We start from the raw sequence: 21,592 nt of genomic DNA, 5'->3' as shown, positions 1-21,592 counted from the left end.
GCATCACAATCTGAAAGTCGTCGTCAATGGACACTCGATTTGCCAATTGGGGTGGGTGGCTGAGGCACCGTGCGGAAAATCTGCTCGCGGCCATGCTTCTCGCCATGTTCGTGATCTTCCTGTTGCAGATCGCGTCACGATACGTCTTCAACCTGTCCATCGGCTGGACCCACGAGGTGAGTGTCGCGCTCTGGATCTGGATGGTGCTGTTCGGCTCCGCCTTTGTCGTCCGTGAAGTAGATGAGATCCGCTTTGATCTGTTCTGGGGAAGCGCAAGCGCTAACGGCCTGCGGGTCATGCAGATCATCGGCTCGCTCTCGCTAGCTGCACTGTTTCTTTGGTCGCTGCCCGCAGTCATCGACTATGTGACGTTCATGAAGGTCGAGAGCACGGCCTATTTGAAGATCCGGTTCGACGTCCTCTATTGCATCTATGTCGTCTTCGCGATTGCCATGATTATCCGGCATATCTGGCTCTGTGTGCTCGCATTTCGCGGTAAGGCACCTGAAGGCTTCGACCCGACGAAAGCGAGTTCAGGCGTATGAACCTTGCAAGCCCCTTCTCCATCTCGATCGTGGTCATCACGATCCTCGCCTTCCTCGGCCTGCCGATCGGCTTGTCGATGATCTGCGGTTCAATTCTCTATCTCGGTCTGTCCGGCGCCGATATGGGGATTGTTGCCGAACAGTTCCTAAACGGCATGTATTCCAACTACGTCATTCTGGCGGTGCCTCTGTTCATTCTGGCTGCCGAGTTAATGAACATTGGCTCGATGACCGAACGTCTTCTTTCCTTCTGCAACGTCCTTGTTGGCCGCTTTCGTGGCGGGCTCGCCCAGGTCAACGTGGTGCAGAGCATCATCTTTGCTGGCATGTCCGGCTCGGCCATTGCCGATGCCGCCGGAACGGGCAGCATGATGCAGAAGCTGATGACACAGGGTGGCCGCTACACGCCGAGCTTCGCCGCCGCTTTGACGGCCGTGACCGCAGTCATCGGTCCTATTATTCCTCCGTCGATTCCGATGGTAATCTATTCGCTCGTCTCTGATGCATCGATCGGCTACCTCTTTCTCGCTGGCATGGTGCCGGGCCTGATGATGGCTGCCGTGCAGATGGTGCAAGTAGCGATTACCGCCCGCCGGCAGAACTTCCCGGTCGAAGCGGCCGTACCCATGAAAGAGATCCCAGGTATTACCTGGCGGGCTGCGCCGGCACTGTTCATGCCGATCCTCCTGCTGGGATGCATATATTCCGGCATCACGACACCGACAGAAGCGGCCGCGCTGGCCGCGGCCTATGCGCTGTTCATCTCTGCCGTGATCTACCGGAGCATCAGCGTCGACGCGCTCTACCGGGCACTCCTGGTCAGTTCAAAGACCACCGCATCGATCGGCATGCTGATCGCCGGCGCGCTCGTCTTCAACTATGTTGTCACCATCGAGAATATCCCGGAAAGCATCAAGGTCCTGCTGACCAGCTGGGAAATGTCGCCAACGGTCTTCCTGATCTTCGTCAATGTGCTCCTGCTCCTCCTCGGATGCTTCCTTGAGGGCACGACCATTCTCCTGATCGTCGTACCGGTGCTGATCCCGACGGCCCAGGCGCTTGGCATTGATCTGGTCCATTTCGGGGTTGTTGTCGTGGTCAACATCATGCTCGGTCTGGTCACGCCGCCCTATGGATTGCTGCTGTTCATCGTTGCGAAGATTTCGGGCGCCCCGCTGCGCGATATCGTCCGCGATGCGGCGCCCTTCATCTTCTGGATGGTACTGTGCCTTGGCATCATCACCTTTATTCCGGCGACAGCGCTCTGGCTTCCCCGTCTGATGGGCTATCAGGGTTGAGGTGTGGATATGGCAGAGAACAAGCCGCTCTATATCCTCAATGGGCCCAATCTCAATCGGCTGGGTCGCCGCGAGCCTGAAATCTATGGGTACTACACGCTGTCGGATGTTGAAGGCTGGTGCCGGGAGGCGGCAGGCGATTGGCCGGTCGTCTTCCGGCAGACGAACAGCGAAGAGCGATTGATCGAAGATGTCCATGAGGCGATCGACGAGGCCGCGGGGATCCTGATCAATCCTGCCGCCTTCACCTTCACATCTCTGGCCCTTCTCGATGCGTTGAAGATGTTCACAGGGCCGATCATCGAATTCCACATCAGCAACGTCCATAGACGCGAGCCCCTCTATCACAAGTCACTGGTCTCGACCACGGCGACCGCCGTGATGGCGGGTCTCGGGGCGACGGGATACCCGCATGCCGTCAGAGCCTTGACGCTTTTGGTGGCGGAGGGCCGGCGCTGAAGCGATCCGGCTTTGGCGATTACGAAGGAGATCGACGATGAAAACCTCGATTGCGACCGTTTCGATCAGTGGTGAATTCGAGGAGAAGCTCTCGGCGATTGCCCGGGCCGGTTTCGATGCCATCGAGATTTTCGAGAATGATTTCTTGGCCTTCGACCGCTCACCGGCCGATGTCGGCAAGATGGTCCGCGATCATGGGCTGACCGTGTCACTCTTTCAGCCCTTCCGCGATTTTGAAGGCATGCCAGAGCCGTTCCGAAGCCGGAATTTTGATCGGGCCGAGCGCAAGTTTGACCTGATGGCTGAGCTTGGAACGGATCTGATGCTGATCTGCTCCAACACCTCCCCAGTCTCTTTAGGCGGCATTGACCGCGCTGCTGCCGATTTTGCTGAACTCGGCGAACGCGCGGCCAAGCGTGGTCTGCGCGTCGGGTATGAAGCTTTGGCTTGGGGGCGTCATATCCACGATCACAGGGATGCCTGGGAGATCGTGCGGCGAGCCGATCACAAGAATATCGGCTTGATCCTCGATAGCTTCCACACGCTGGCGCGCAAGATAGAGGTGAATTCGATCCGCTCCATTCCGGGGGACCGCATCTTCATCGTTCAGCTCGCCGATGCACCGCTGATCGAGATGGATCTGCTCTACTGGTCGCGACATTTCCGCAATATGCCGGGCGAGGGGGATCTGCCGGTCGCTGCCTTCATGCAGGCGGTGGCGGCGACAGGCTATGACGGCTTTCTCTCGCTTGAGATCTTTAACGACCAGTTCCGTGGTGGGTCCCCGGAGGCGATTTCCAAAGATGGTCGGCGCTCCCTTGTCTATCTGATGGATCAGGTGAAGAGGGCGGAGCCCGACATCCGTATGCCGGTTCCCGTCATGCCAGCACGGGCTGAAGTCTCCGGGATCGCCTTTATCGAGTTTGCCGTCGGCGAAAATGACGGACAGGACCTTGAAGCTCTATTTTCGATCCTCGGCTTCAGACCAGTCGGTCAGCATCGGTCAAAGGCTGTTACGTTGTTTCGTCAAGGGGATATCCAGCTGATCGTCAACAGGGAGGAGAAGGGTTTCGCCAATGCCTCCTATCTTGTCCACGGTGCCAATGCCTATGCTTTCGGCTTGACGGTCGATGACGCAAAGGCTGCTCATGAGCGTGCTTTGCAACTGGGAGCCGAGGATTTTTGCCAAGCTGTAGGTCCCGGAGAGATGCAGGTGCCAGCCATTCGTGGGGTGGGCGGCGGCATAGTCTACTTCCTCGACACAAAGAGCGAACTTGCGAAGATCTGGGATGCCGAATTTGTACCAATCGCGAACGAAAATTCGGTTTCTGATATTGGGCTGATCCGGATCGATCATCTGGCCCAGACCACACGCTACGAAGAAATGCTGACCTGGCTTCTCTTCTACACCTCCCAGCTAGCCACCCGCAAAACACCCATGGTCGATATCATCGATCCGGCCGGTGTCGTGCGAAGCCAGGTGGTGGAAACACCAGATGGCAGCCTGCGGATCACGTTGAATGGTGCGGAGAACCGCAACACACTTGCCGGCCGTTTCATCGCCGAGACCTTTGGCTCGGGTATCCAGCACATCGCCTTTGAAACGGGCGATATATTGAAAACCGCACAAGCCCTTGCAACCAAGGGCTTCAGGTCGCTGGTAATCTCCCCGAATTACTATGAAGACATCGAAGCACGATTTGGCCTTGAGCCCAGTCTGATCGAACGGATGAAGTCTCTGAACATCCTCTACGACAAGGATGAGACCGGTGAATATTTCCAGCTCTATTCGCCAACCTATGGGGAAGGCTTCTTCTTCGAGATTGTGCAGCGAAAGGGCTATTCCGGCTATGGCGCACCCAACGCAATTTTCCGCATTGCGGCCCTGCGGCGCTATCTGCGGCCCCAGGGGATGCCGAAATAGGCTGATTTAGTGCTCCATGAAAAGATCTTGAAACATATCTTTTCTAGACCAAGACACCGTGTCGGATCAGTGCCCTTGGCCGCATCATCTGAATGATGCGTATACGGGTCACAGATGGCCCTGATGTTCCCTAGGGGCATCTTTATGGGGTCGGAATCGGAAATTCTGGCTGCGGTTGGGCGCCGATTGAAGGCCGTGCGCGTGGCAGCGGTGCGCGCGACCACACTGCTGAAAGTCGCCTGTGTACTCGGTCTGCAGATGATGCTCATACCGCAGGCAGGTCCCCGCAGTCGACGCGCTTCTGCATCGGGATGCAGAAGATGAGCGCCCTGCCTTCAGTTCCAAGGGCGAGGAAGCCTAGAATGCCCCCAGTCCGTGCAGCGTCCCAAATTGATCCTGTCGCTCAATTTGCAGCGCAATAATATGCGGCTCGGCACGATCGTCAGGACGCCTTGCGATTTCAACGCGTTCAGCTTCGATGATGCCGATGTACGACAGGCGGGCTACCTGTTCTCAGCCTGTCATTTTAGGCTGCCATGGCCGGGTTGCGCAAGGATCCGGTACCGCTTGGCTGCGCACTGCCGGCTTCAGTGACGATCAGCGCAAGAAAGGTCGATTTCGGTTCTTGGCAGTGCCGAGCAATATAGGGCTGGCGAAACGAGCAAGAACAGAGAGACTTTCTGAATCGTCCAAGCGCACGGCCTTGACGGTTGCCCCACGCCAATTGCCAACGCGCCACAGTGTGATTAGAGGTCAGAATTATAAGTCTGTTTTCGATGCCGTGCGGATTTTTCTGTTCTCATATCGCCGAGGTTTTTCAAGATGACGAGTTATATAGCGGGCCTACCGGCCTTTCTTAGCTACTTTTCCATCGGCCTCTTTTGCTACGCAGCTTTTGCCGCGATCTACACGCGTTTGACGCCCCAGAGGGAAGCGCAGTTGATCCGTGAGGGCAATCTTGCCGCTATCGTGGCGTTTCTCGGTGCGCTGCTTGGCTTCAGTCTGCCGCTTGCTTCAGCGGCAGCGCATTCTGTGAGCCTGATCGACTTTGTTATCTGGGCTTTGATCGGTATCGCGATCCAGGTTCTTGCATTCTACATTGCCAACTTCACCATGCGAGACCTGCACAGAAAAATCACCGATGGGAACGTTGCAGCCGGCCTCTGGGGTGGCGGCATTGCTGTGGTGGTCGGCATCCTCAATGCCGCCTGTATGACATATTGAGAGTTTTCCCATGCGCAGACGTCTGATCGGGGATCACCCGTATCTTGCCTTGGGTACAATTGCCGCGACGGCATTTGTGCTGTCGACTTGCTCGGGTGATGAGGCGGTCGTCTTTTCCTCGGCTGACCAATGCCTGACCTCTGACATGGACCCCGAAGTGTGCCGCGCTGCGGCTGCGGATGCCATGCAAGCCCACCTTGCAGCAGGCCCGCGCTACCGGAACATGCCGGCCTGTGAAATGGACTATGGCCCTCGCAAATGCGCCGAGCATGCGGGAAGCACGGTTCCCAACAATCCCGACGGGAAAAGTGTGTTCATTCCGAAGTTGGCTGGGTTCGTCTTGTCCTCGGGGATCGATGATATCGAAGACTACCGCAGGTTCCGCAGCCGTCAGGAGGAAGAGGGCTCCTCCCACGGCGCGACAGCGATCTATGTCAATCGATGGGGTGAGATGGTCACGCCTGTTGTCGACAAGCGCGGCGGAGGACGATCGCTAACGGTGCCCGGTCCTTTGAGCGTCCAATCCTTCAACCCTCGAACGCATGCAACAGGCCGCGGCGGCTTTGGTGGTCGCCTTTTCTCCGGAGGATAGAATGCGGCGCATCTCCATCCCTCCGCGTCTGGACTGGCGCGAGAAAGCTGACGCTGTCGGATTTCATTTTCATGACATGTATGGTGAACCGTACTGGGTTGATGATGCCGCTTATTGTTTCGAACTTGAAGAAATAGAAAGGCAGATCGAGGATCCGAGTCAGGAATTGCATCAGATGTGCATGGACCTCGTCGGGGATATTGTCCGAAGCGAGGAAGCGCTCGATCGGCTCGCCATTCCCGCACCTTACCATGATGTCGTACGCGGTTCTTGGGAGCGGGGAGACCGGCACCTCTACGGACGCTTCGATCTCGCCTATGATGGAGCCGGGCCGGCAAAGCTGCTCGAATACAATGCCGACACCCCAACCTCAGTGTTTGAGACGGCCTATTTTCAGTTCAACTGGTTGACCGACCAGATCGCCCTCGGCCATCTCGCGGAGGATGCGGACCAGTACAATTCTCTACAGGAGCATCTGGTCGAGGCTTTCGGCCAGTTCTCGCGTGACAGGATTTTTCATTTTGCGGCGGTAACAGACAGTCCGGAGGACCAAGGCACCAGCGTCTATCTCATGGACTGCGCGATCCAGGCGGGCCACCGCGCACAGTTTCTCGACATTCGCGAAATTGGTATCGACCAGCAGGGGCGGTTCGTCGATCTCCAGAACCGCGTCATTGAGCGCTGCTTCAAGCTCTATCCTTGGGAATTCATGCTGCGCGAGACCTATGCGCCTTATCTCGGCGGCCAGGGGGCGGTCTTCGTCGAACCTGCCTGGAAGGCGGTCTTGTCCAACAAGGGCTTGTTGCCGATGCTGTGGCAGCGCCATCCGAACCATCCCAACCTGCTGCCGAGCTTTTTTGTTGATGATCCGCAAGCGCATGAGCTGAATGACTATGTCATCAAGCCACTTCTCTCTCGCGAAGGGGAAAATGTGCGCCTCTTTCGCGCCGGGCGTGAAGTGGCTTCGGCGTCGGGGAACTACGGTGCCGAGGGTCACGTTATCCAGGCGTATGCGCCGCTGTTCGAGAGCGATGCCGGTCACGCCGTGCTTGGCAGCTGGATCGTTGGGGATAAGGCCTGTGCGCTAGGCGTAAGGGAGGATCGATCGCGGATCACAGCCAACCTTTCTCGTTACGTTCCGCATGTCATCCTAGGGTGAAGACGCCTGCCGATGGCATTCCCCGTTGGACAAACCGTTACAAACACACTTACTTTGCCGACCAAACAGATTGGGACAACACATGGCCACCGGACTAATTGCACTTCTCGACGACGTTGCCGCCATTGCCAAGCTTGCTGCGACCTCCCTTGACGACGTGGCCGCGCAGACTGCGAAGGCGGGGACCAAGGCGGCTGGCGTGGTGATCGATGATGCGGCTGTAACGCCACGCTATGTGGTTGGGCTTTCTCCGGCACGCGAGCTGCCGATCATCGGAAAGATTGCGCTCGGCTCTCTGAAAAACAAGTTGATCTTCCTGCTGCCCGCCGGGCTTTTCCTCGGCTACTTCGCACCGTGGTCGATTACGCCGCTCCTGATGCTCGGCGGCCTCTATCTTTGCTATGAGGGTGCGGAAAAGATCTACGAAATCGTGATGCCGCATGACGCGCATGAGCATGAGGCGGCGGTTTCCGGTACGGTCGATCCCGTGGCTCTCGAAAACCAGAAGGTCTCCGGCGCGATCCGCACAGACTTCATTCTTTCGGCTGAGATCATGGCGCTGACGTTGGCCAATGTCTCCCAGTCCAACATCTATACCCAGGCGGCTGTGCTGGCGGCTGTCGGCATCCTGATCACTGTTGCCGTTTATGGCGTCGTTTCTCTGATCGTGAAGGCGGATGACGTGGGTCTCGCTCTTGCACGGACGTCACTTGGTGTACTGCGCCTGGTCGGGCGGGGACTGGTGGCCGGCGTCCCGATCTTCCTCAAGGTTCTCGCCATGGTTGGCACTGCAGCGATGTTGTGGGTTGGGGGAAGCATTCTCGTCCATGGCTTGGCCGAACTCGGCTTCCACGGCCCCGAGCACCTGATTGAAGATTTTGCGACCACTGTCAGTTCGCTACTCGGGTATCTTCCCGAAGTCCTGCATTGGTTCGCGACATCTGCCGCTCAGGCCTTGCTCGGGATTGTCATTGGTGGGTTCGTGATCGTGCTGCTGCAATTTGCAGCGCCGATTATCCGCCGTTTTAAGCCGGGGCATTGAGCCCTGGCTTGCTCTTCCGTGTGAGGCAAAAAAAATGGGCCAGCGGAAGACCGCGGCCCATGAAGTGTGAAGGTCAAAAACCTCCAGAGGGGAACAGTTGGTGCGGCGGAACTGGGAGGAAAGCCGCCGTGTGCATCAACTGGAGGCGTTATGCCTGATTTTTGACCAAACGGAAAACATTTATTGTGCAATGCAGCTATGCACGAGATGCGTTGCTGGATGCGCATAAGTCCTTCGCGTGCAAGTCTGGTTCACAAAGCAGGGAGATTAAAAGCGATGAAAACCCGAATGGCATCGCCATTGTTTGATCTTTCTGGCCGTCGTGCGCTTATCACGGGATCGTCGCAGGGCATCGGCTTTGCTATGGCAGAAGGTCTTGCGTCGCATGGCGCTGAAGTCGTTCTCAATGGGCGTGACCTTGGAAAGTTGCAAGCAGCGGTGGAGACAGTGCGAGCGCAGGGTGCTGTTGCCTCGGCATGCAATTTCGACGTAACGGACAGCGATGCCGTGACGTCTGGTATCGCCGCGATCGAAAAGGATCTCGGTCCGATAGATATTCTCATCAACAACGCCGGCATGCAGTTCCGCGCGCCGCTCGAGGATTTCCCTGTCGACCGTTGGGAGCAGTTATTGAAGACGAACATCTCGAGTGTCTTCTATGTCGGTCAGGCGGTGGCCCGATATATGATCGAACGCGGTCGTGGCAAAATCATCAACATAGCTTCGGTACAAAGTGAACTCGCACGCCCCGGCATCGCGCCCTACACGGCAACGAAAGGTGCGGTGAAGAATTTAACGCGCGGCATGTCTACCGATTGGGCGAAGTACGGGCTTCAGGTCAATGCGATAGCACCGGGTTACTTCCGTACACCGCTCAATCAGGCGCTGGTTGATAATCCGGAATTCTCCGCCTGGCTGGAAAAACGCACGCCGGCTGGCCGCTGGGGGGATGTCGAGGAACTGATCGGGGCCGCCGTCTTCCTGGCGTCGAACGCTTCCTCCTTCGTGAACGGGCACACGCTTCATGTCGATGGCGGGATCTCGATTAGTCTTTGAGGTGGCCGCCTTCGATGCTTTACGGGTCTGGTTCGATCATCATAGCTGTTGGCAAAAGCGATATCGCGTCTACGTGAGCCAAAGAAGCGCTGTATACTGTAAAGGTGCCCCCGATCAGCTAGCCTTCGTTTTTGTGAAGGCAACAAACACGGGCGACAAGGCGGCTCCCAATAATGAAGTCCGCCGAGCCGGTTTGAAGGTAGCCCCAATAAAGCAAGGAGGCGTAGAGTGGATTTTCAAGACATCTTGTCGATGAATTTGCTGAATGCAGCGAGCTGATTGCTGATAAAGTCTCGCGTTGCCTCGTCAGTCAGCTTTCCGTCTGCCGAGATTTTGGATTGTACTGATCCGACCATGACTTCGGGCTTGTTCATCGGATATGCATCTAGAAATACAAGAATTTGACGAAGATGATATTGCGCGCGTACGCCGCCCAAGATGCCTGCGGACGCAGTTTGGATCACCACTGGTTTCTCTGCAAATGGCGCTGGGGACACGCGTGAAAGCCAGTCAATCGCGTTCTTGAGGACGCCGGGAATTGAATAATTGTATTCCGGAGTGACGAAGGCTACGCCCTGTGCGTTCTTAATGGCATCAGCAATTTCAAGCACTTTGGCCGGAAAGCCACTCGCCTGAATGTCAGCATCATAGTGTGGGATGCTCTCGAGCCCATCAAGAACAGTGAACGTCATGTCTTCTGGTGCGAGCTCGGCCAATGAACGAGCGATTGCGCCATTGAAAGAGTGCTCCCGCAAACTGCCACAAAACACGACGATGGATTTCTTTATAGGCATATTTCCAAAACTCCGAATTCATGTGTGAGCGTGCTGGTGAAAACCCGAAGACTGGGCACCTGCTTTCGCTAAAGGTAATCGGAGTTGATCTGCCGATAAAGGCGGCGAAGGCGATATTTGGTAGACTACAGGGCTACAATTTCAGCGGCGAAATATCATCTCCCCTCAGTGCGGCGATTACCTCGCTCATCTCATCCTCTGTTCCGATGGTTAATCTAAAGGCGGGTTTTCCCTTGAATTCCGACATATATCTTACGTGAATTCCTCGACGTGCGAGGGCGGCGTGGGCTCCCAACACACGTTCGGTGGCGTCTGACGTCAAAAGTAGGAAATTGCCGTGTGAAGTAGGGATGTCCCAGCCGCTGGCTCTTAAGGCGATTGCTGTGGCATCTCTAATCGCGCGAACTTTGCCAACAACCATCGCAAGATGATGATGATCTGCCAGGGCCGCAATCGCACCCACAAGTGACGGACGTGTAATCGGAAAAGTAGGAAGGACACGCTTCAGGGGGCCAATCAGCGCAGGATGTCCTGCAGCCCAGCCGACACGCAGACCGGCGAGGCCATAGGCCTTCGACAGCGTTCGCAGGACCATAACATTGGTTGCTTCCTTGACTAGGGCGATTCCGATTTCAGATGGACATGCAAATTCGATGTAGGCCTCGTCCATTAACAACATGATATTTTTTGGCAAAGCCCGATGAAGCCGGTGTATTTCCTGCAGCAATAAGAGTTGACCAGTCGGGTTTCCCGGATTGTCGAACATGACGACTCTTGTTTTATCCGTGATTGCTCCCAGCATGTTCGAGACGGCGTCGCCGTCGCGACTTACCGGAACTGGTCGTGCTCCGGCCATTTGAATGTAGCTTCTGAATTTCATGAATCCGTCGCCGAAGTAAGCGACCTCCTCACCCGCTCGGACAAAAGGCGACAGCGCCAATGGGAGCAATGTCTCGCCACCCGCGCCGGAAGCAACCCATTCGGAATCTAGTCCATGCAGGTCTGCGAGCCTTGCGTTTAAGGGGGTAGCTTCGATGGGCGGATAAGTCCCCAAATCGTGCGCTAGAATATCTGCCACTATCGCTGCCTTAACACACGGAGATGCCCCAAATCGATTTTCATTGGCATCAAGTCTTATGCCGGCATCGCGCGTTTCATAGGCGTGTAGGGGAAGACGCTCGATGGCGGCAATTTCTTCTCGAACATGAAGTGAGGTTTTGTCTATCGGCATTGGGGTCCTCACGTTGCTTCCGGGCACGTGACGGTGCAGGATGTGTTGTGAGGTGATACCTCTACTTGCATCCCATTAGCATTAAAATTAGAAAAATCAATATGATAGACGCTCTTCCTTTTGCTGCTCTTCGTACATTCGAGGCGGTGGTTCGCTTGAAAGGCTTTGTGCGTGCGGCAGAAGAATTGGGCGTGACGCAAGGAGCTGTCAGCCAGCAGGTCAAGGTACTTGAAGAATGGCTTGGGCGGCGTTTGCTCGACAGAGGGCCGTCCGGTGTGCGACCACTGCCGGATGGCGCCCGGCTCGCCCAGGCTGTTGCCGATTCCTTCAATGGCATAGCCGGCATATGTGACGATATACGCCAGGCTGAAGGCCCTAATCTTACCATCGGCCTCTCCTGTCCGCCGGGATTTGCCTATCTGTGGCTCATTCCGCGATTGATCAATTTTGACCAGAAGTTTCCTGACTATCAAGTGTCTGTCCTGACTTCCTCTACCCCGGAGGACTTGCTCGGCAGTGATGCGGATATTGCCATTCGATACGGCAGTGCCGGTGTCCCCGGGTACGAGACGGAGTTGCTTCTTAATGAGTGCGTATTTCCAGTCTGTTCTCCGGATTTGTTGTTGCAAAAACCGATCCGGGATGTTGCCGATCTCGGGAACCATACGCTTTTGCTTGATAGTCTCTCGAAGGAGCGGAATTCTGTTGCGCCAACATGGGAGTTTTGGGCGGGTGAGTTGGGCGAAGTGCTGCCGCCGCCTCTCCGTACCCGACGTTTCGGATTGTCCAATATGGTGGTGCAGGCTGCAATTCAGGGGCTTGGCGTGGCACTGGGTCGGGAGCCTCTTGTCATAGATGCGCTTATCCAAGGACAGTTGGTCAGACCCTTTCCACAGCTGGTTCCTTCCCAGCATTCGTACTGGATCGTAAGTCGACGTGGTGCCTCCATGCGCTCGGCTCGCGTAAGGGCGATGAGAGACTGGCTGCTCGAAGAAGCCGCCGCTCAACTCCATCTGACGCAAATAGGTCCGTGCATCGGGGAGTGACCTAACCATTAAGCTGAACTGCCAGCTCCGGAACAGAGTGGAACATTGCCGTAAATTCGCGTTTTTGCCGTGTGACGCGGAGCTGCGGAAAGCGCTGCGCCAATTGCGCGACGGCCTCTTCGGTCTCAATGACGGCAACGAACTGTCCGATACAGGAAAACACGCCGCCACCAAAATTCATGTGCTGCTGCGGTCCATTCCTGTCGAGCCTGAAAGAATGCGGATCGTCGAAGATGTCGGCCTGTCGCTGCGCGGCACCAAAGCATGCGAAAACATTGGTGCCCTGTGGAATTGCAAAACCATCGATCTCCGTATCGATAAGTGCCTTGCGCGTGGTCGATATGGAACGAGGCCAAAGACGCATGGTTTCCCGGACGGCCGCGGGGACGAGCTCGGGCTGGTCCCCAAGGCGTTTCCAAAGCCCGGGTATTGTCGTCAAACGGTCTACGGCGATCGCGACCTGGTGGGCCGTATTGTCACTGCTTCCCTCAATCAGCATCACGAGGATGATTTCCAGTTCGTCCTCGCTTATTGCACCGTTCAGCTGTGCACGAATAAACCCGGAGAGAAGATCCTCGCCTAGAAAGGTTCGACGCATCGCGATTTTTTCGCGCACATAAGCAAATATCGTATCAAACCCGTCCACCACCTTTCTCGAGGTTTCCGGATCTCGACTGAAGAGGCTCAGCGTTGACTCTGACATCTCCATGATCAGCCGGTCGTCGGTCATGGGGACATCGAGCCAGCTGCAGAAAACGCGGCCTGGGAGTAGATCCGCAAAGTCTGCCCTGAGATCGACCACCCCATCTGTTGGGAGATCTTTTATCAGATCCCTGACAACACGAGAAATGGAGGCCCGGAGCACGTCAGCCTGTGATGGACCCATCAGCTGAAGCATTGTCTGGCGAAGCCGTGTCCGTGTTTCGCCCCGGTTTAATCCGTCGAGAGCGCTCCTTTTGAAACGCATGGCTTGGCTGTGCTCCGGAATGCCAATGAGCTCGACAAGATCGAGATGCCCGTTTCCTAGATCCCGGTTCATGAAAAGCTGCCGGCAAAGATTGTAGTCTAGGAGGTCCACGCCCCGGAAGCTGCGGGCCATTTTACTTTGGTTTGCCTTTTCCGAAAGCCATTCAAATGGATGCTGCGCGTATTCTGTGTCGTCATAATCAATGAAGGGGAGGGTGCTGAGTGGGGCTGCCATGCCATGCTCCGGATATGGGTTCACGTCTCCCAACGGGCAAACGCGCGTGAAAGAAGAAAACAGATGACGAAATAGAAGGCGGCACAGGTGATCCAGCCTTCAAAGACAAGTCGTGAGGAAGCGACAAGCTCAAGCGTCTTGAAAGTCAGCTCCTGGATGGAGATCAGCGAGACGATCGAGCTATCCTTGATTAAGGATATAAACTGGTTGGCCAGTGGCGGCACGACTTTGCGAAGGGCTTGAGGCAAGACGATATAGCGCATTTCCTGAATGCGGGACATGCCGATGGAACGGGCTGCTTCGCGTTGGCCGACCTCAATTGACTCAATGCCAGAGCGAATGATTTCGCCAATGAAGGCGCTCTCAAACAGGGCCAAAACGAGAACCCCGGAAACCAGTTGCGGGAAGAGCCGCATATCCCCGAGCAGTAGCGTCAAAATCTGATAGTCACCCGAGCGCGCAATCAAGCGTCCCCAACGCTCGAGTCCGAGAAATTCAATCAATGGAGCTGACAGGAAGAAATAGAAAATGAAAACGATCACGACTGGAGGAATATTGCGCAATAGTTCCAGATAGGTCCTCGCGAGAAGGCTAATGACGAGATTTCGGGAGGTTCTGGCAAGGCCTAGGACAAGTCCGAAAACAAAGGCCAGAAGTGTCGCGAAAATGACGATCCGGATCGTCATCGCGAGCCCCTGAAGCAGCAAGTTTAGAAACCATTCCTTCCTGCCGTCGTGCCAACCAACAATGTAGTGAGGAACGAGGCTCCAGCGCCAGCGGTAGTTCAAGACGTCGCTAATCTGGAGCCAGATATAGCTGATCAGAACAAGAACTAGGGCCAGTAACAGCCAGTCTCCCCATTTAAGGGTTTTGAGTCGGGTCATCAGCATACTCTGAGGTGCAATCGGGAGGCCTAGGCCTCCCGTAGTGGTCTTATTCCTGGACTTGATCTGCCCAGTCTTCAGACTTGAACCAATAATCGTTCCGCTGCTTGAGCCAGCCGCTCGTCGTGTTTACTGCGACCCAGTTGTTCAGAAAATTCAGGGCATCCGGATCCCCTTTTCGCAGAGCAATGCCCGCCCCCATAGGCATGAAGAGCTTGTCGGGGAACGGCAGATAAAGTGTTTCCGGATACCGGCGCACTTCACTGGATGGCAACGGCTCAGATGCGATTACCGCATCGGCATTGCCATTGAGCAGCTCCTGCGGAGGTACGCTCGAATCGTCAAACAAAACTTGCTTCGCATTTGGGAAGAGCTCTTTGACGGCCGTTTCAGCAACGCTCCCGCGGACGGTCGCAAAGGTGACTGTTGGCTTGTTAAAATCTTCTTCTGTGAAGCCCTTCGTCCTTTGAATATTTGCAAAAAGTGTCAGGCCGGAGAAGGAATAAGGATCACTGAAATTGATGGTGAGGTTACGTTGGGGCGTGACCGTCATTCCGGAAATGATAAAGTCAAAATTCCCGGCAATTAGACCAGGAATGATCCCGTCCCAAGCGGTCGGCACAAATTCGACCTCAACGCTCATGTCTTTTGCCAGTTTCCGTGCAACGTCAATTTCGAAGCCGATAAGCTCTCCGTTTTTATCAAGCATGGTCCAAGGCTTGAACATCGAAATTCCGACCTTCATCACCCCTTCTTGCTTGATGGTTTCGATCACGCTCTCTTTCGAAAGCGACTGGGTTGCCGTCTGCGCGATTGCAGCGCCCGACGCGAAAACGCTAATGGCACCCGCCGCGATGAGACTGATAAAGTTTCCTATGACGTTTCGCATGTTTCCCTCTTTTCTAAAAAATAATCTGACACGGCGCTGACGGCGTTCCTGCCGTGGCGGCTCGTGCCGTCAACTGTTGCGTTTTAACCTGCGCTCGAGACTGTTTACCGACATCGACAGGGTGAACGTGATTGAGAAGTAGATTGCTGCTACCGCGAGCCAAATCTCGAAACTCATATAGGTTTCTGAAATGATGTTCCGGCCAAGTGTGGTCAGCTCCGCTACTCCGATGACACTGGCGATTGCCGAAGATTTGACCAGTTGAATCGCCTCACCGGTAAGCGGTGGGAGCATAAACCTGAATGCCTGGGGGACGATTATGTAGCGATAGGCTTGGAGTTGGCTCATGCCGATCGATTTCGCCGCTTCCCATTGTCCCAAAGGAACGGAGTTGATCCCAGCTCTGATGATTTCCGAAACAAGCGCTCCGTGAAAGATGCCGAGACACAATACTGCAGCGGAAAAACGCTCCCAGCCGAAGACGGGTCCGAGTACGAAATAGAAAAGATAAAGCAATACGAGAAGCGGAATGTTACGTATGAATTCCAGTGTACAGAGAGCAATGGCCCGTCCGACGATCAAGTCTGACAGTCTCAACATCGCGATCATTGTTCCAGTGGCTAGAGCCAACAGGAACGCGTAGAAACAGATGACGGCGGTAGCTCCAATTCCCCAAATGAGGCTACCCACCTTAATTCCGTCCGCGGTGACCACGAAGAAATATTTTGGAACATTGTACCACTGCCAATTGTACCCCATTCTGGTGGAGCCCACATAAGCCGCGTAGCAGCAGATCGCTAAGATCGCCAAATATACCCCGACCTGCAGCCATTTTGTTTTGGACAGCAGCCGCATGAAGAAAAATTTGCTGAACTTTGCGGGCGTCAGGGTCCGGCTGCTTTCCTTCGTCATTAGTGATGAAGGATCTTTGTCAGGAAATCGCGGCAGCGTTCGCTCTTCGGATTTGCGAAGAACTCCTCCGGCGGCGCCATCTCGATGATTTCGCCCGCATCCATGAATGCGACCCGATCCGCGACTCTTCTGGCAAATCCCATTTCATGGGTTACGCAGACCATGGTCATGCCTGTCTCGGCAAGCTCTACCATGACGTCGAGAACCTCGTTGATCATCTCAGGGTCAAGTGCGGATGTTGGTTCGTCAAATAAAATGATCTGGCTCTTCATGCAAAGCGACCGTGCGATCGCTACCCGTTGCTGTTGCCCACCTGAGAGCTGCCGGGGCATTTTATGCGCCTGATCTGGCATCCGCACGCGCTGAAGGTATGAGTGGGCGATCTCCTCCGCCTCGGCGCGAGACATCCCGCGAACCTTGATCGGTCCTATCGTGAGATTTTCTAGAACCGTAAGGTGAGGAAACAAGTTGAACTGTTGAAAAACCATCCCGACCTCTTGGCGAAGCCTGTTGACTTCCTTGGCGCCCTCATAAACAGCAATCCCGTTTACAGTAAGGTCGCCTGACTGATGAAATTCCAAGGCATTGAAGCATCGGATCAGCGTTGATTTCCCGGATCCTGATGGTCCGCATACTACCAGGCGTTCACCGGGGCTGACTTGGAGTGAAACATTCCTGAGGGCATGGAAATCCCCGTAGTACTTGTTTACTTCGCGAGCAATTATGACGGGGGTTGCGACCATGAGGTGGCCTCTCCTGATTATGGCATCCACGCCATGAGATCAAATAATGTCACTGCTAATATCGCTTGGCAAGCGTCAATCGGTGCAAAATTGTGCTTGCCTAAAAGACGGGCACCATGCTCGATGCCGATCTATGACGACCATTTTTGCACTTGAAGCTGGGTCGTTATAATGTGGGCGCACGCGGCACGATGGCGCGCTTGATATACTCCGGGACATTCATGACCATTACCGAACCTTCTCATCCGGGGCCTCCGCAGCAAACGCTTGACGCTCTCGTTGGTAAAGCCGTTAAGCGGGCTAGGCTGCAGGCCTCCGTAACGCTCTCGGAGTTGTCAGCACTATCTGGTGTATCCACCGCCATGATCTCCAAGATAGAACGCGGTCAAGTGTCTGCATCTCTTTCAACCTTGGATTCGCTGGCGCGCGCTGTCGGGGTGCCCATCATTAATTTTTTTGCTGAAACCGTTGAGCTGGAAGATGTCTCTGTCGTGCGCGCCGGCGAAGGCATGACCGTCAACAGAATGGGAACAACATTCGGCCACGTGTACCGACTGCTAGGGCGGGTGGAAACGGCCGAGCAGGTTATGGAGACCTATCTGATTACGCTTGAGGCGCCCGTCTCTGGTACGCCCCTCTTCCAGCATCCGGGGACGGAACTGTTATATCTCGTCGAGGGCTCCTTGACCTATCGAGTTGGGCAGCAAGCCTTCGACCTTGAGGCGGGCGATGCGCTTAGCTTCCATGCAACTGTTCCGCATGGGCCGGTTCACATGGGAACTGCGCAATGCAAGCTGCTGACCGTCATCTCAAGAGGCGATTAAGTTTCGCGGAGAGATAATTTTATCTCTTGAAGAAAATTCGGCTTGCAATAGCGCTTTCTGCAGGGATAGTCTGTATCCGCGATGGGAAGCCTTCCACACATCAAAAACCGCACATAGCCCTACTAAAATTCAAAGAGGAATTTCTATGTCTGCTTGGATCGGCATGATCTCAGATCATGCAGCCGATGACGCATTGCGCGCTGCACTTGATTTCGCACGGACACCCCACGGGACGGTGGACAATGTGATGCGCGTGCATTCGCTTCGCCCAAGCACTATGCGGGGCCATGTTTATTTGTATCGTGCCGCTCTGCATGACGACAACAATACCCTTCCTCCATGGCTGCAAGAAACCATCAGCAGCTATGTGTCTATGTTGAATAAATGTCACTATTCGCTTGCAAACCACTGGAAGAATGCACGGCATCTGATTGCGGATGAAGAGCGCGCTCTCGCTATCGAAGCTGCGTTGCTGAAGTGTATGCCGGAAGCCGTCTTCAATGGTGCTGAATTGGCACTCATGCAATACGCCGAAAAACTCACGCTACACCCTGGCGCTATGGTTGAGGCAGATGTCGAAGCGCTTCGGAACGCAGGGCTTGATGACGGCGAGATCCTCGAGGCCAACCAGATCATAGGATACTTCAATTATGTGAACCGCTGCCTCAACGGTTTGGGTGTCAGCACGGACGGTGACGTTGTTGGATATTACTCTGAGGATAAAGCGTGATGCGTGCGCCCGATCTGAAGAATTCGCCGCTCTGGACCGATCTCGATTTTATCACCTACGGAAAGCGTAGTGGGACATTTGAACTTTTGTGGTCGGATAACGCAAACCCTCTTGGTGTGTACCCGATCCCGGTTATGACCTTAGTCGGAGACGCGGGCCCAACGGTTTTGCTGACGGCGGGTGTTCACGGAGACGAATACGAAGGCGCCGTGGCTCTCAGGCGCCTTTATCAGTGTCTTGACGTTGCCCGGCTGAGAGGGCGGATCATCATTTTTCCACAGTTGAACGCGCCGGCCTTCAATGCCGCAAGCCGCTGCTCGCCACTCGATGGCGGCAACTTGAACCGGAGTTTCGCAAAGGAGAATTCGGATAGGCCGACGGCGCAAATCGCCACAATGGTCACCGAATGCGTTCTGCCGGTTGTGGATGCGATCGTCGACCTCCATTCCGGAGGAAAAGCCTCTTGGTTTTCGCCCTGTTCACTGGCCGCGCGCAATTCTCTCGGGGACTTGGACGCTGCAAATATGGCTATGGCCCGTGCGTTTGGTGCCGAGACGATCTGGGTTTTGCCTGGTGGAGTTGGAAACGGTTCGCTGAACAGTGCAGCGACGGCCAAGCATACTCCCTGCATTGCGGCCGAACTCGGGGGCGGAGGTCACGTCGGTCACGAGGCCCTTCAGGTGGCCGAACGCGGCTTGGCTGGGGTGTTGGCGCATCTCGGTATGGTGAATGCTGAAGTCACTCCGGGCAAGGAACCACGAGTGGTCGAATTAACCGGGCCGGCCTCGCGCATAACGTCGCCTCGGCGCGGGCTGTACCAGCCGGTGGTGACGGCAGGCGGATCTATCGAAGCTGGCGAAACGCTCGGATGGATTATCGATACCGATGACGCAGAACTACCTCCGTTTGAAGTTCGTGCGCGTGTGAGTGGATTTGTTCTGGCGGAAACCCGCCGCGGTCTACTCGCTGTGGGAGATTTTATCGCATTCATTGCAACAAACATTGTCGACGCTTAACGCTTTTGTGGAGACGCCTGATGGCCCATTCAGTTGCACGTTCAACTTCAGTCGAGGATATTCCAGTTATTGACATCACCCCACTCCGTGATGGCACAGATCCGAAGGGGGTCGCAAAAGCACTTCATGCTGCGAGCAAGGGGCTCGGTTTCATATATGTATCTGGCCATGGAATTCCTGAGACGGTCATCGAGGAGGCCCGCAGGCAGGCTTATCTCTTCTTCCACGCTGATGAAGCGACTAAGGCGGATGTGAGCGTTTCCAGGGCGCATCGCGGCTGGATCCGACAGGGCGGCGCAAAGATGCGTGACGACGTCAAAGCCGATCTGAAAGAAAGCTTTGTCTGGGGATATGAATCGGTGGACGGTAGCCTGCCGGACGAACATCCGCTGCGGGGGCAGAACAAGTGGCCAGCAGCGCAACCAGAGCTGAAAACGATCGCACTGGACTATTTTCGGCATGCTCACGAAGTCGCGCATCATCTCATGCGCGGCTTTGCCTTGGGATTGGATCTGCCGGACGATTTTTTTCTGAGAACTGCAAACCATCCCCTAAGCCGCTGCTCATTCGTTTGGTACCCTGCACAAGATCCTGGATCGGATGCGACACAGTTCGGCGTTGGACCTCACACGGACTTCGGCGTACTGACGGTGCTGTGCCAAGATAACGTTGGCGGCCTCGAAGTGGAGGACAAGAACGGGGAATGGATTGTGGCGCCCCCAATTCCCGGTACACTTCTGGTCAACGTGGCAGATCTTTTGGCCCGCTGGACGGATGGTGAATACAAGTCGACGCCCCACCGGGTTGTCAATAGATCCGGCCGCGAACGACTGTCGCTTGTCCTCGCCTTCGATCCCAATCCTGAAACACTCATCGATTCTCGCCAGATTTTTGGCCCCAGTCACATGCCCCAGCAGGATGCGACGACCTGTGGCGACTATCTGATTTGGCGATTTGGAAAGGCGTTTGCCTATCGGGCTGCGTGATGCTGTCGCCCTCTGAACAGTGGGGACTTGCAGTCGCAACGCGGAACATGTTGGTTGATTGCGGAGGTTTGGCGCCGGAATCGGATATTCTCGTATGTCAAGAACCTGCGGTGTTTGGATGGTATGAGGAGGGTCTCGCCCGGGCCGTTGTAGACGAGGCAGAGCGGCAGGGTTTCAAATGCCGCCTGCTGCAAGTAGGGGCGCCGGAGCTCAATCAGACAGATGCGGTCGCCGCCGAATTGCTAGCTGCTGAAAACATTGTCTATTTCGCCAGGATCGGCGATCACAATCGCTTCGGAACCGTCGGAAACCGAAAATGCGGCATTGTGGTTTATGCGCGTACCATTTCTGATTTTACGTCCCTGTTTGGTCGCACCAACCATGAGGAGATGGTCGGCCTCAAGCGGTGGGTAGACAGACAGCTCACTCAAGCGGAGCTTATCGAAATCACTTGTCCGTCCGGAACGGAAATGCGGGGGCGGGTCCCGCTCTCCAAACGGCTTGAGATGCCGCCCGATACATCAATACGACGGTTCCCGCTCGGTGTTCCCGCACCGGTACCGGCAGACGAATTTTATGGACGTGTTGCTCTCTGCGGTGCTCTCACCCCCACTGGCAACAGCAGCTATAAACCCGCCGTTCTCCCTTTGGCGGACAAGATTATTGCCATCGTCGAGGCTGGCCGCATCGTCGATTTTCAAGGATGCGCCGTAGCGATAGAAAATATCAGGCGCCACTATATCGAAGTCGCGCGCAAATTCGATATTGAGCCATTCGTAGTTCACTCTTGGCATGCGGGCATCCACCCGGCCGGGCCGTTTTTTGAATGGTCCGGGATGGATGCAGACTATTGGTCGAATACCGTGTTCTGCAATCCTAGGCTTCTTCACTTTCATACCTGTGGGAAATTTGCCCCCGGCGAAATCAGCTGGAACGTCGTCGACGCCACGGTCACCGTCGATGGAAGGTCGCTATGGGAAGCAGGGCGGCTTAGAGCCATATCGGCCGACAAGGCTGATGATATAACAAAGGTTTAA

22 protein-coding genes are annotated in these 21,592 nt (G+C 55.3%); 15 read left to right on the top strand and 7 right to left on the bottom strand.

The window, feature by feature from the left end:
* The first annotated feature begins 26 nt into the window (after positions 1-26).
* From ACSV9I_RS16345 to ACSV9I_RS16305, 9 genes are all read left to right on the top strand, one after another.
* A complete protein-coding gene (locus ACSV9I_RS16345; RefSeq protein WP_438329923.1) occupies positions 27-545 on the top strand; it encodes a TRAP transporter small permease in 519 nt (172 codons plus the stop codon).
* Positions 542-1,843: a TRAP transporter large permease gene (locus ACSV9I_RS16340; RefSeq protein ID WP_438329922.1), complete on the top strand. Its 1,302-nt coding sequence runs from the start codon at positions 542-544 to the stop codon at positions 1,841-1,843. The genes ACSV9I_RS16345 and ACSV9I_RS16340 overlap by 4 nt, the downstream gene beginning before the upstream one ends.
* Before the next feature lie 9 nt (positions 1,844-1,852).
* Positions 1,853-2,302: a type II 3-dehydroquinate dehydratase gene (locus ACSV9I_RS16335; protein ID WP_438329921.1), complete on the top strand. Its 450-nt coding sequence runs from the start codon at positions 1,853-1,855 to the stop codon at positions 2,300-2,302.
* A gap of 37 nt (positions 2,303-2,339) precedes the next feature.
* Positions 2,340-4,226, top strand: a complete 1,887-nt coding sequence (locus tag ACSV9I_RS16330) for a bifunctional sugar phosphate isomerase/epimerase/4-hydroxyphenylpyruvate dioxygenase family protein (protein WP_438329920.1) — start codon at positions 2,340-2,342, stop codon at positions 4,224-4,226.
* Between the two features lie 822 nt (positions 4,227-5,048).
* Positions 5,049-5,450 (top strand): DUF350 domain-containing protein, encoded by a 402-nt coding sequence (locus ACSV9I_RS16325; protein ID WP_438329919.1) that lies wholly within the window; start codon positions 5,049-5,051, stop codon positions 5,448-5,450.
* A 10-nt stretch (positions 5,451-5,460) separates the two neighbouring features.
* On the top strand, positions 5,461-6,042 hold the full coding sequence (locus ACSV9I_RS16320) for a DUF1190 domain-containing protein (protein WP_438329918.1): 582 nt from the start codon (positions 5,461-5,463) through the stop codon (positions 6,040-6,042).
* A 1-nt stretch (position 6,043) separates the two neighbouring features.
* Positions 6,044-7,201, top strand: coding sequence for a glutathionylspermidine synthase family protein (locus ACSV9I_RS16315; protein ID WP_438329917.1), 1,158 nt, complete (start codon positions 6,044-6,046; stop codon positions 7,199-7,201).
* 82 nt (positions 7,202-7,283) lie between these two features.
* Positions 7,284-8,243 (top strand): DUF808 domain-containing protein, encoded by a 960-nt coding sequence (locus ACSV9I_RS16310; RefSeq protein ID WP_438329916.1) that lies wholly within the window; start codon positions 7,284-7,286, stop codon positions 8,241-8,243.
* A gap of 288 nt (positions 8,244-8,531) precedes the next feature.
* Entirely contained in the window at positions 8,532-9,299 is a 768-nt protein-coding gene (locus tag ACSV9I_RS16305; RefSeq protein WP_438330020.1) for an SDR family oxidoreductase, read from the top strand.
* 236 nt (positions 9,300-9,535) lie between these two features.
* Here ACSV9I_RS16305 and ACSV9I_RS16300 read toward each other — a convergent pair whose 3' ends face one another.
* Together ACSV9I_RS16300 and ACSV9I_RS16295 are read right to left on the bottom strand one after the other, a co-directional pair.
* The gene (locus ACSV9I_RS16300; RefSeq protein WP_438329915.1) at positions 9,536-10,093 is read right to left on the bottom strand and encodes an NADPH-dependent FMN reductase; all 558 of its coding nucleotides are present in this window, start codon (positions 10,091-10,093) and stop codon (positions 9,536-9,538) included.
* Positions 10,094-10,226: 133 nt separating this feature from the next.
* Positions 10,227-11,324 (bottom strand): pyridoxal phosphate-dependent aminotransferase, encoded by a 1,098-nt coding sequence (locus ACSV9I_RS16295; protein WP_438329914.1) that lies wholly within the window; start codon positions 11,322-11,324, stop codon positions 10,227-10,229.
* 101 nt (positions 11,325-11,425) lie between these two features.
* Here ACSV9I_RS16295 and ACSV9I_RS16290 point away from each other — a divergent pair, with 101 nt between their 5' ends.
* Positions 11,426-12,370, top strand: coding sequence for a LysR substrate-binding domain-containing protein (locus ACSV9I_RS16290; protein WP_438329913.1), 945 nt, complete (start codon positions 11,426-11,428; stop codon positions 12,368-12,370).
* 1 nt (position 12,371) lies between these two features.
* Here ACSV9I_RS16290 and ACSV9I_RS16285 read toward each other — a convergent pair whose 3' ends face one another.
* The 5 genes from ACSV9I_RS16285 to ACSV9I_RS16265 form a co-directional block, all read right to left on the bottom strand.
* Positions 12,372-13,571 (bottom strand): cytochrome P450, encoded by a 1,200-nt coding sequence (locus ACSV9I_RS16285; RefSeq protein ID WP_438329912.1) that lies wholly within the window; start codon positions 13,569-13,571, stop codon positions 12,372-12,374.
* 20 nt (positions 13,572-13,591) lie between these two features.
* Positions 13,592-14,455 carry an amino acid ABC transporter permease gene (locus ACSV9I_RS16280; RefSeq protein WP_438329911.1) on the bottom strand — a complete coding sequence of 288 codons (864 nt, stop codon included), beginning with the start codon at positions 14,453-14,455 and terminating at the stop codon, positions 13,592-13,594.
* 49 nt (positions 14,456-14,504) lie between these two features.
* A complete protein-coding gene (locus ACSV9I_RS16275; RefSeq protein WP_438329910.1) occupies positions 14,505-15,344 on the bottom strand; it encodes a transporter substrate-binding domain-containing protein in 840 nt (279 codons plus the stop codon).
* A 69-nt stretch (positions 15,345-15,413) separates the two neighbouring features.
* Entirely contained in the window at positions 15,414-16,256 is an 843-nt protein-coding gene (locus ACSV9I_RS16270) for an amino acid ABC transporter permease (RefSeq protein WP_438329909.1), read from the bottom strand.
* Positions 16,256-16,999, bottom strand: coding sequence for an amino acid ABC transporter ATP-binding protein (locus tag ACSV9I_RS16265; RefSeq protein ID WP_438329908.1), 744 nt, complete (start codon positions 16,997-16,999; stop codon positions 16,256-16,258). Before ACSV9I_RS16265 ends, ACSV9I_RS16270 begins: the two co-directional genes overlap by 1 nt.
* A 221-nt stretch (positions 17,000-17,220) precedes the next feature.
* Between ACSV9I_RS16265 and ACSV9I_RS16260 the strand changes: the two genes are divergently transcribed.
* From ACSV9I_RS16260 to ACSV9I_RS16240, 5 genes are all read left to right on the top strand, one after another.
* Entirely contained in the window at positions 17,221-17,823 is a 603-nt protein-coding gene (locus ACSV9I_RS16260) for a helix-turn-helix domain-containing protein (protein ID WP_438329907.1), read from the top strand.
* Between the two features lie 145 nt (positions 17,824-17,968).
* On the top strand, positions 17,969-18,553 hold the full coding sequence (locus ACSV9I_RS16255) for a carboxymuconolactone decarboxylase family protein (protein WP_438329905.1): 585 nt from the start codon (positions 17,969-17,971) through the stop codon (positions 18,551-18,553).
* Positions 18,553-19,569 carry a hypothetical protein gene (locus ACSV9I_RS16250; protein WP_438329904.1) on the top strand — a complete coding sequence of 339 codons (1,017 nt, stop codon included), beginning with the start codon at positions 18,553-18,555 and terminating at the stop codon, positions 19,567-19,569. The genes ACSV9I_RS16255 and ACSV9I_RS16250 overlap by 1 nt, the downstream gene beginning before the upstream one ends.
* A 20-nt stretch (positions 19,570-19,589) precedes the next feature.
* Positions 19,590-20,555 (top strand): isopenicillin N synthase family dioxygenase, encoded by a 966-nt coding sequence (locus ACSV9I_RS16245; RefSeq protein ID WP_438329903.1) that lies wholly within the window; start codon positions 19,590-19,592, stop codon positions 20,553-20,555.
* Entirely contained in the window at positions 20,555-21,592 is a 1,038-nt protein-coding gene (locus ACSV9I_RS16240; RefSeq protein ID WP_438329902.1) for a hypothetical protein, read from the top strand. Before ACSV9I_RS16245 ends, ACSV9I_RS16240 begins: the two co-directional genes overlap by 1 nt.

Origin of the sequence: Rhizobium sp. G187, assembly GCF_051549525.1 — a bacterium.
GTDB lineage: Bacteria > Pseudomonadota > Alphaproteobacteria > Rhizobiales > Rhizobiaceae > Allorhizobium.
The sequence above is the reverse complement of the archived record's forward strand: the minus strand, read 5'-3'. Positions and strand labels throughout refer to the sequence as shown.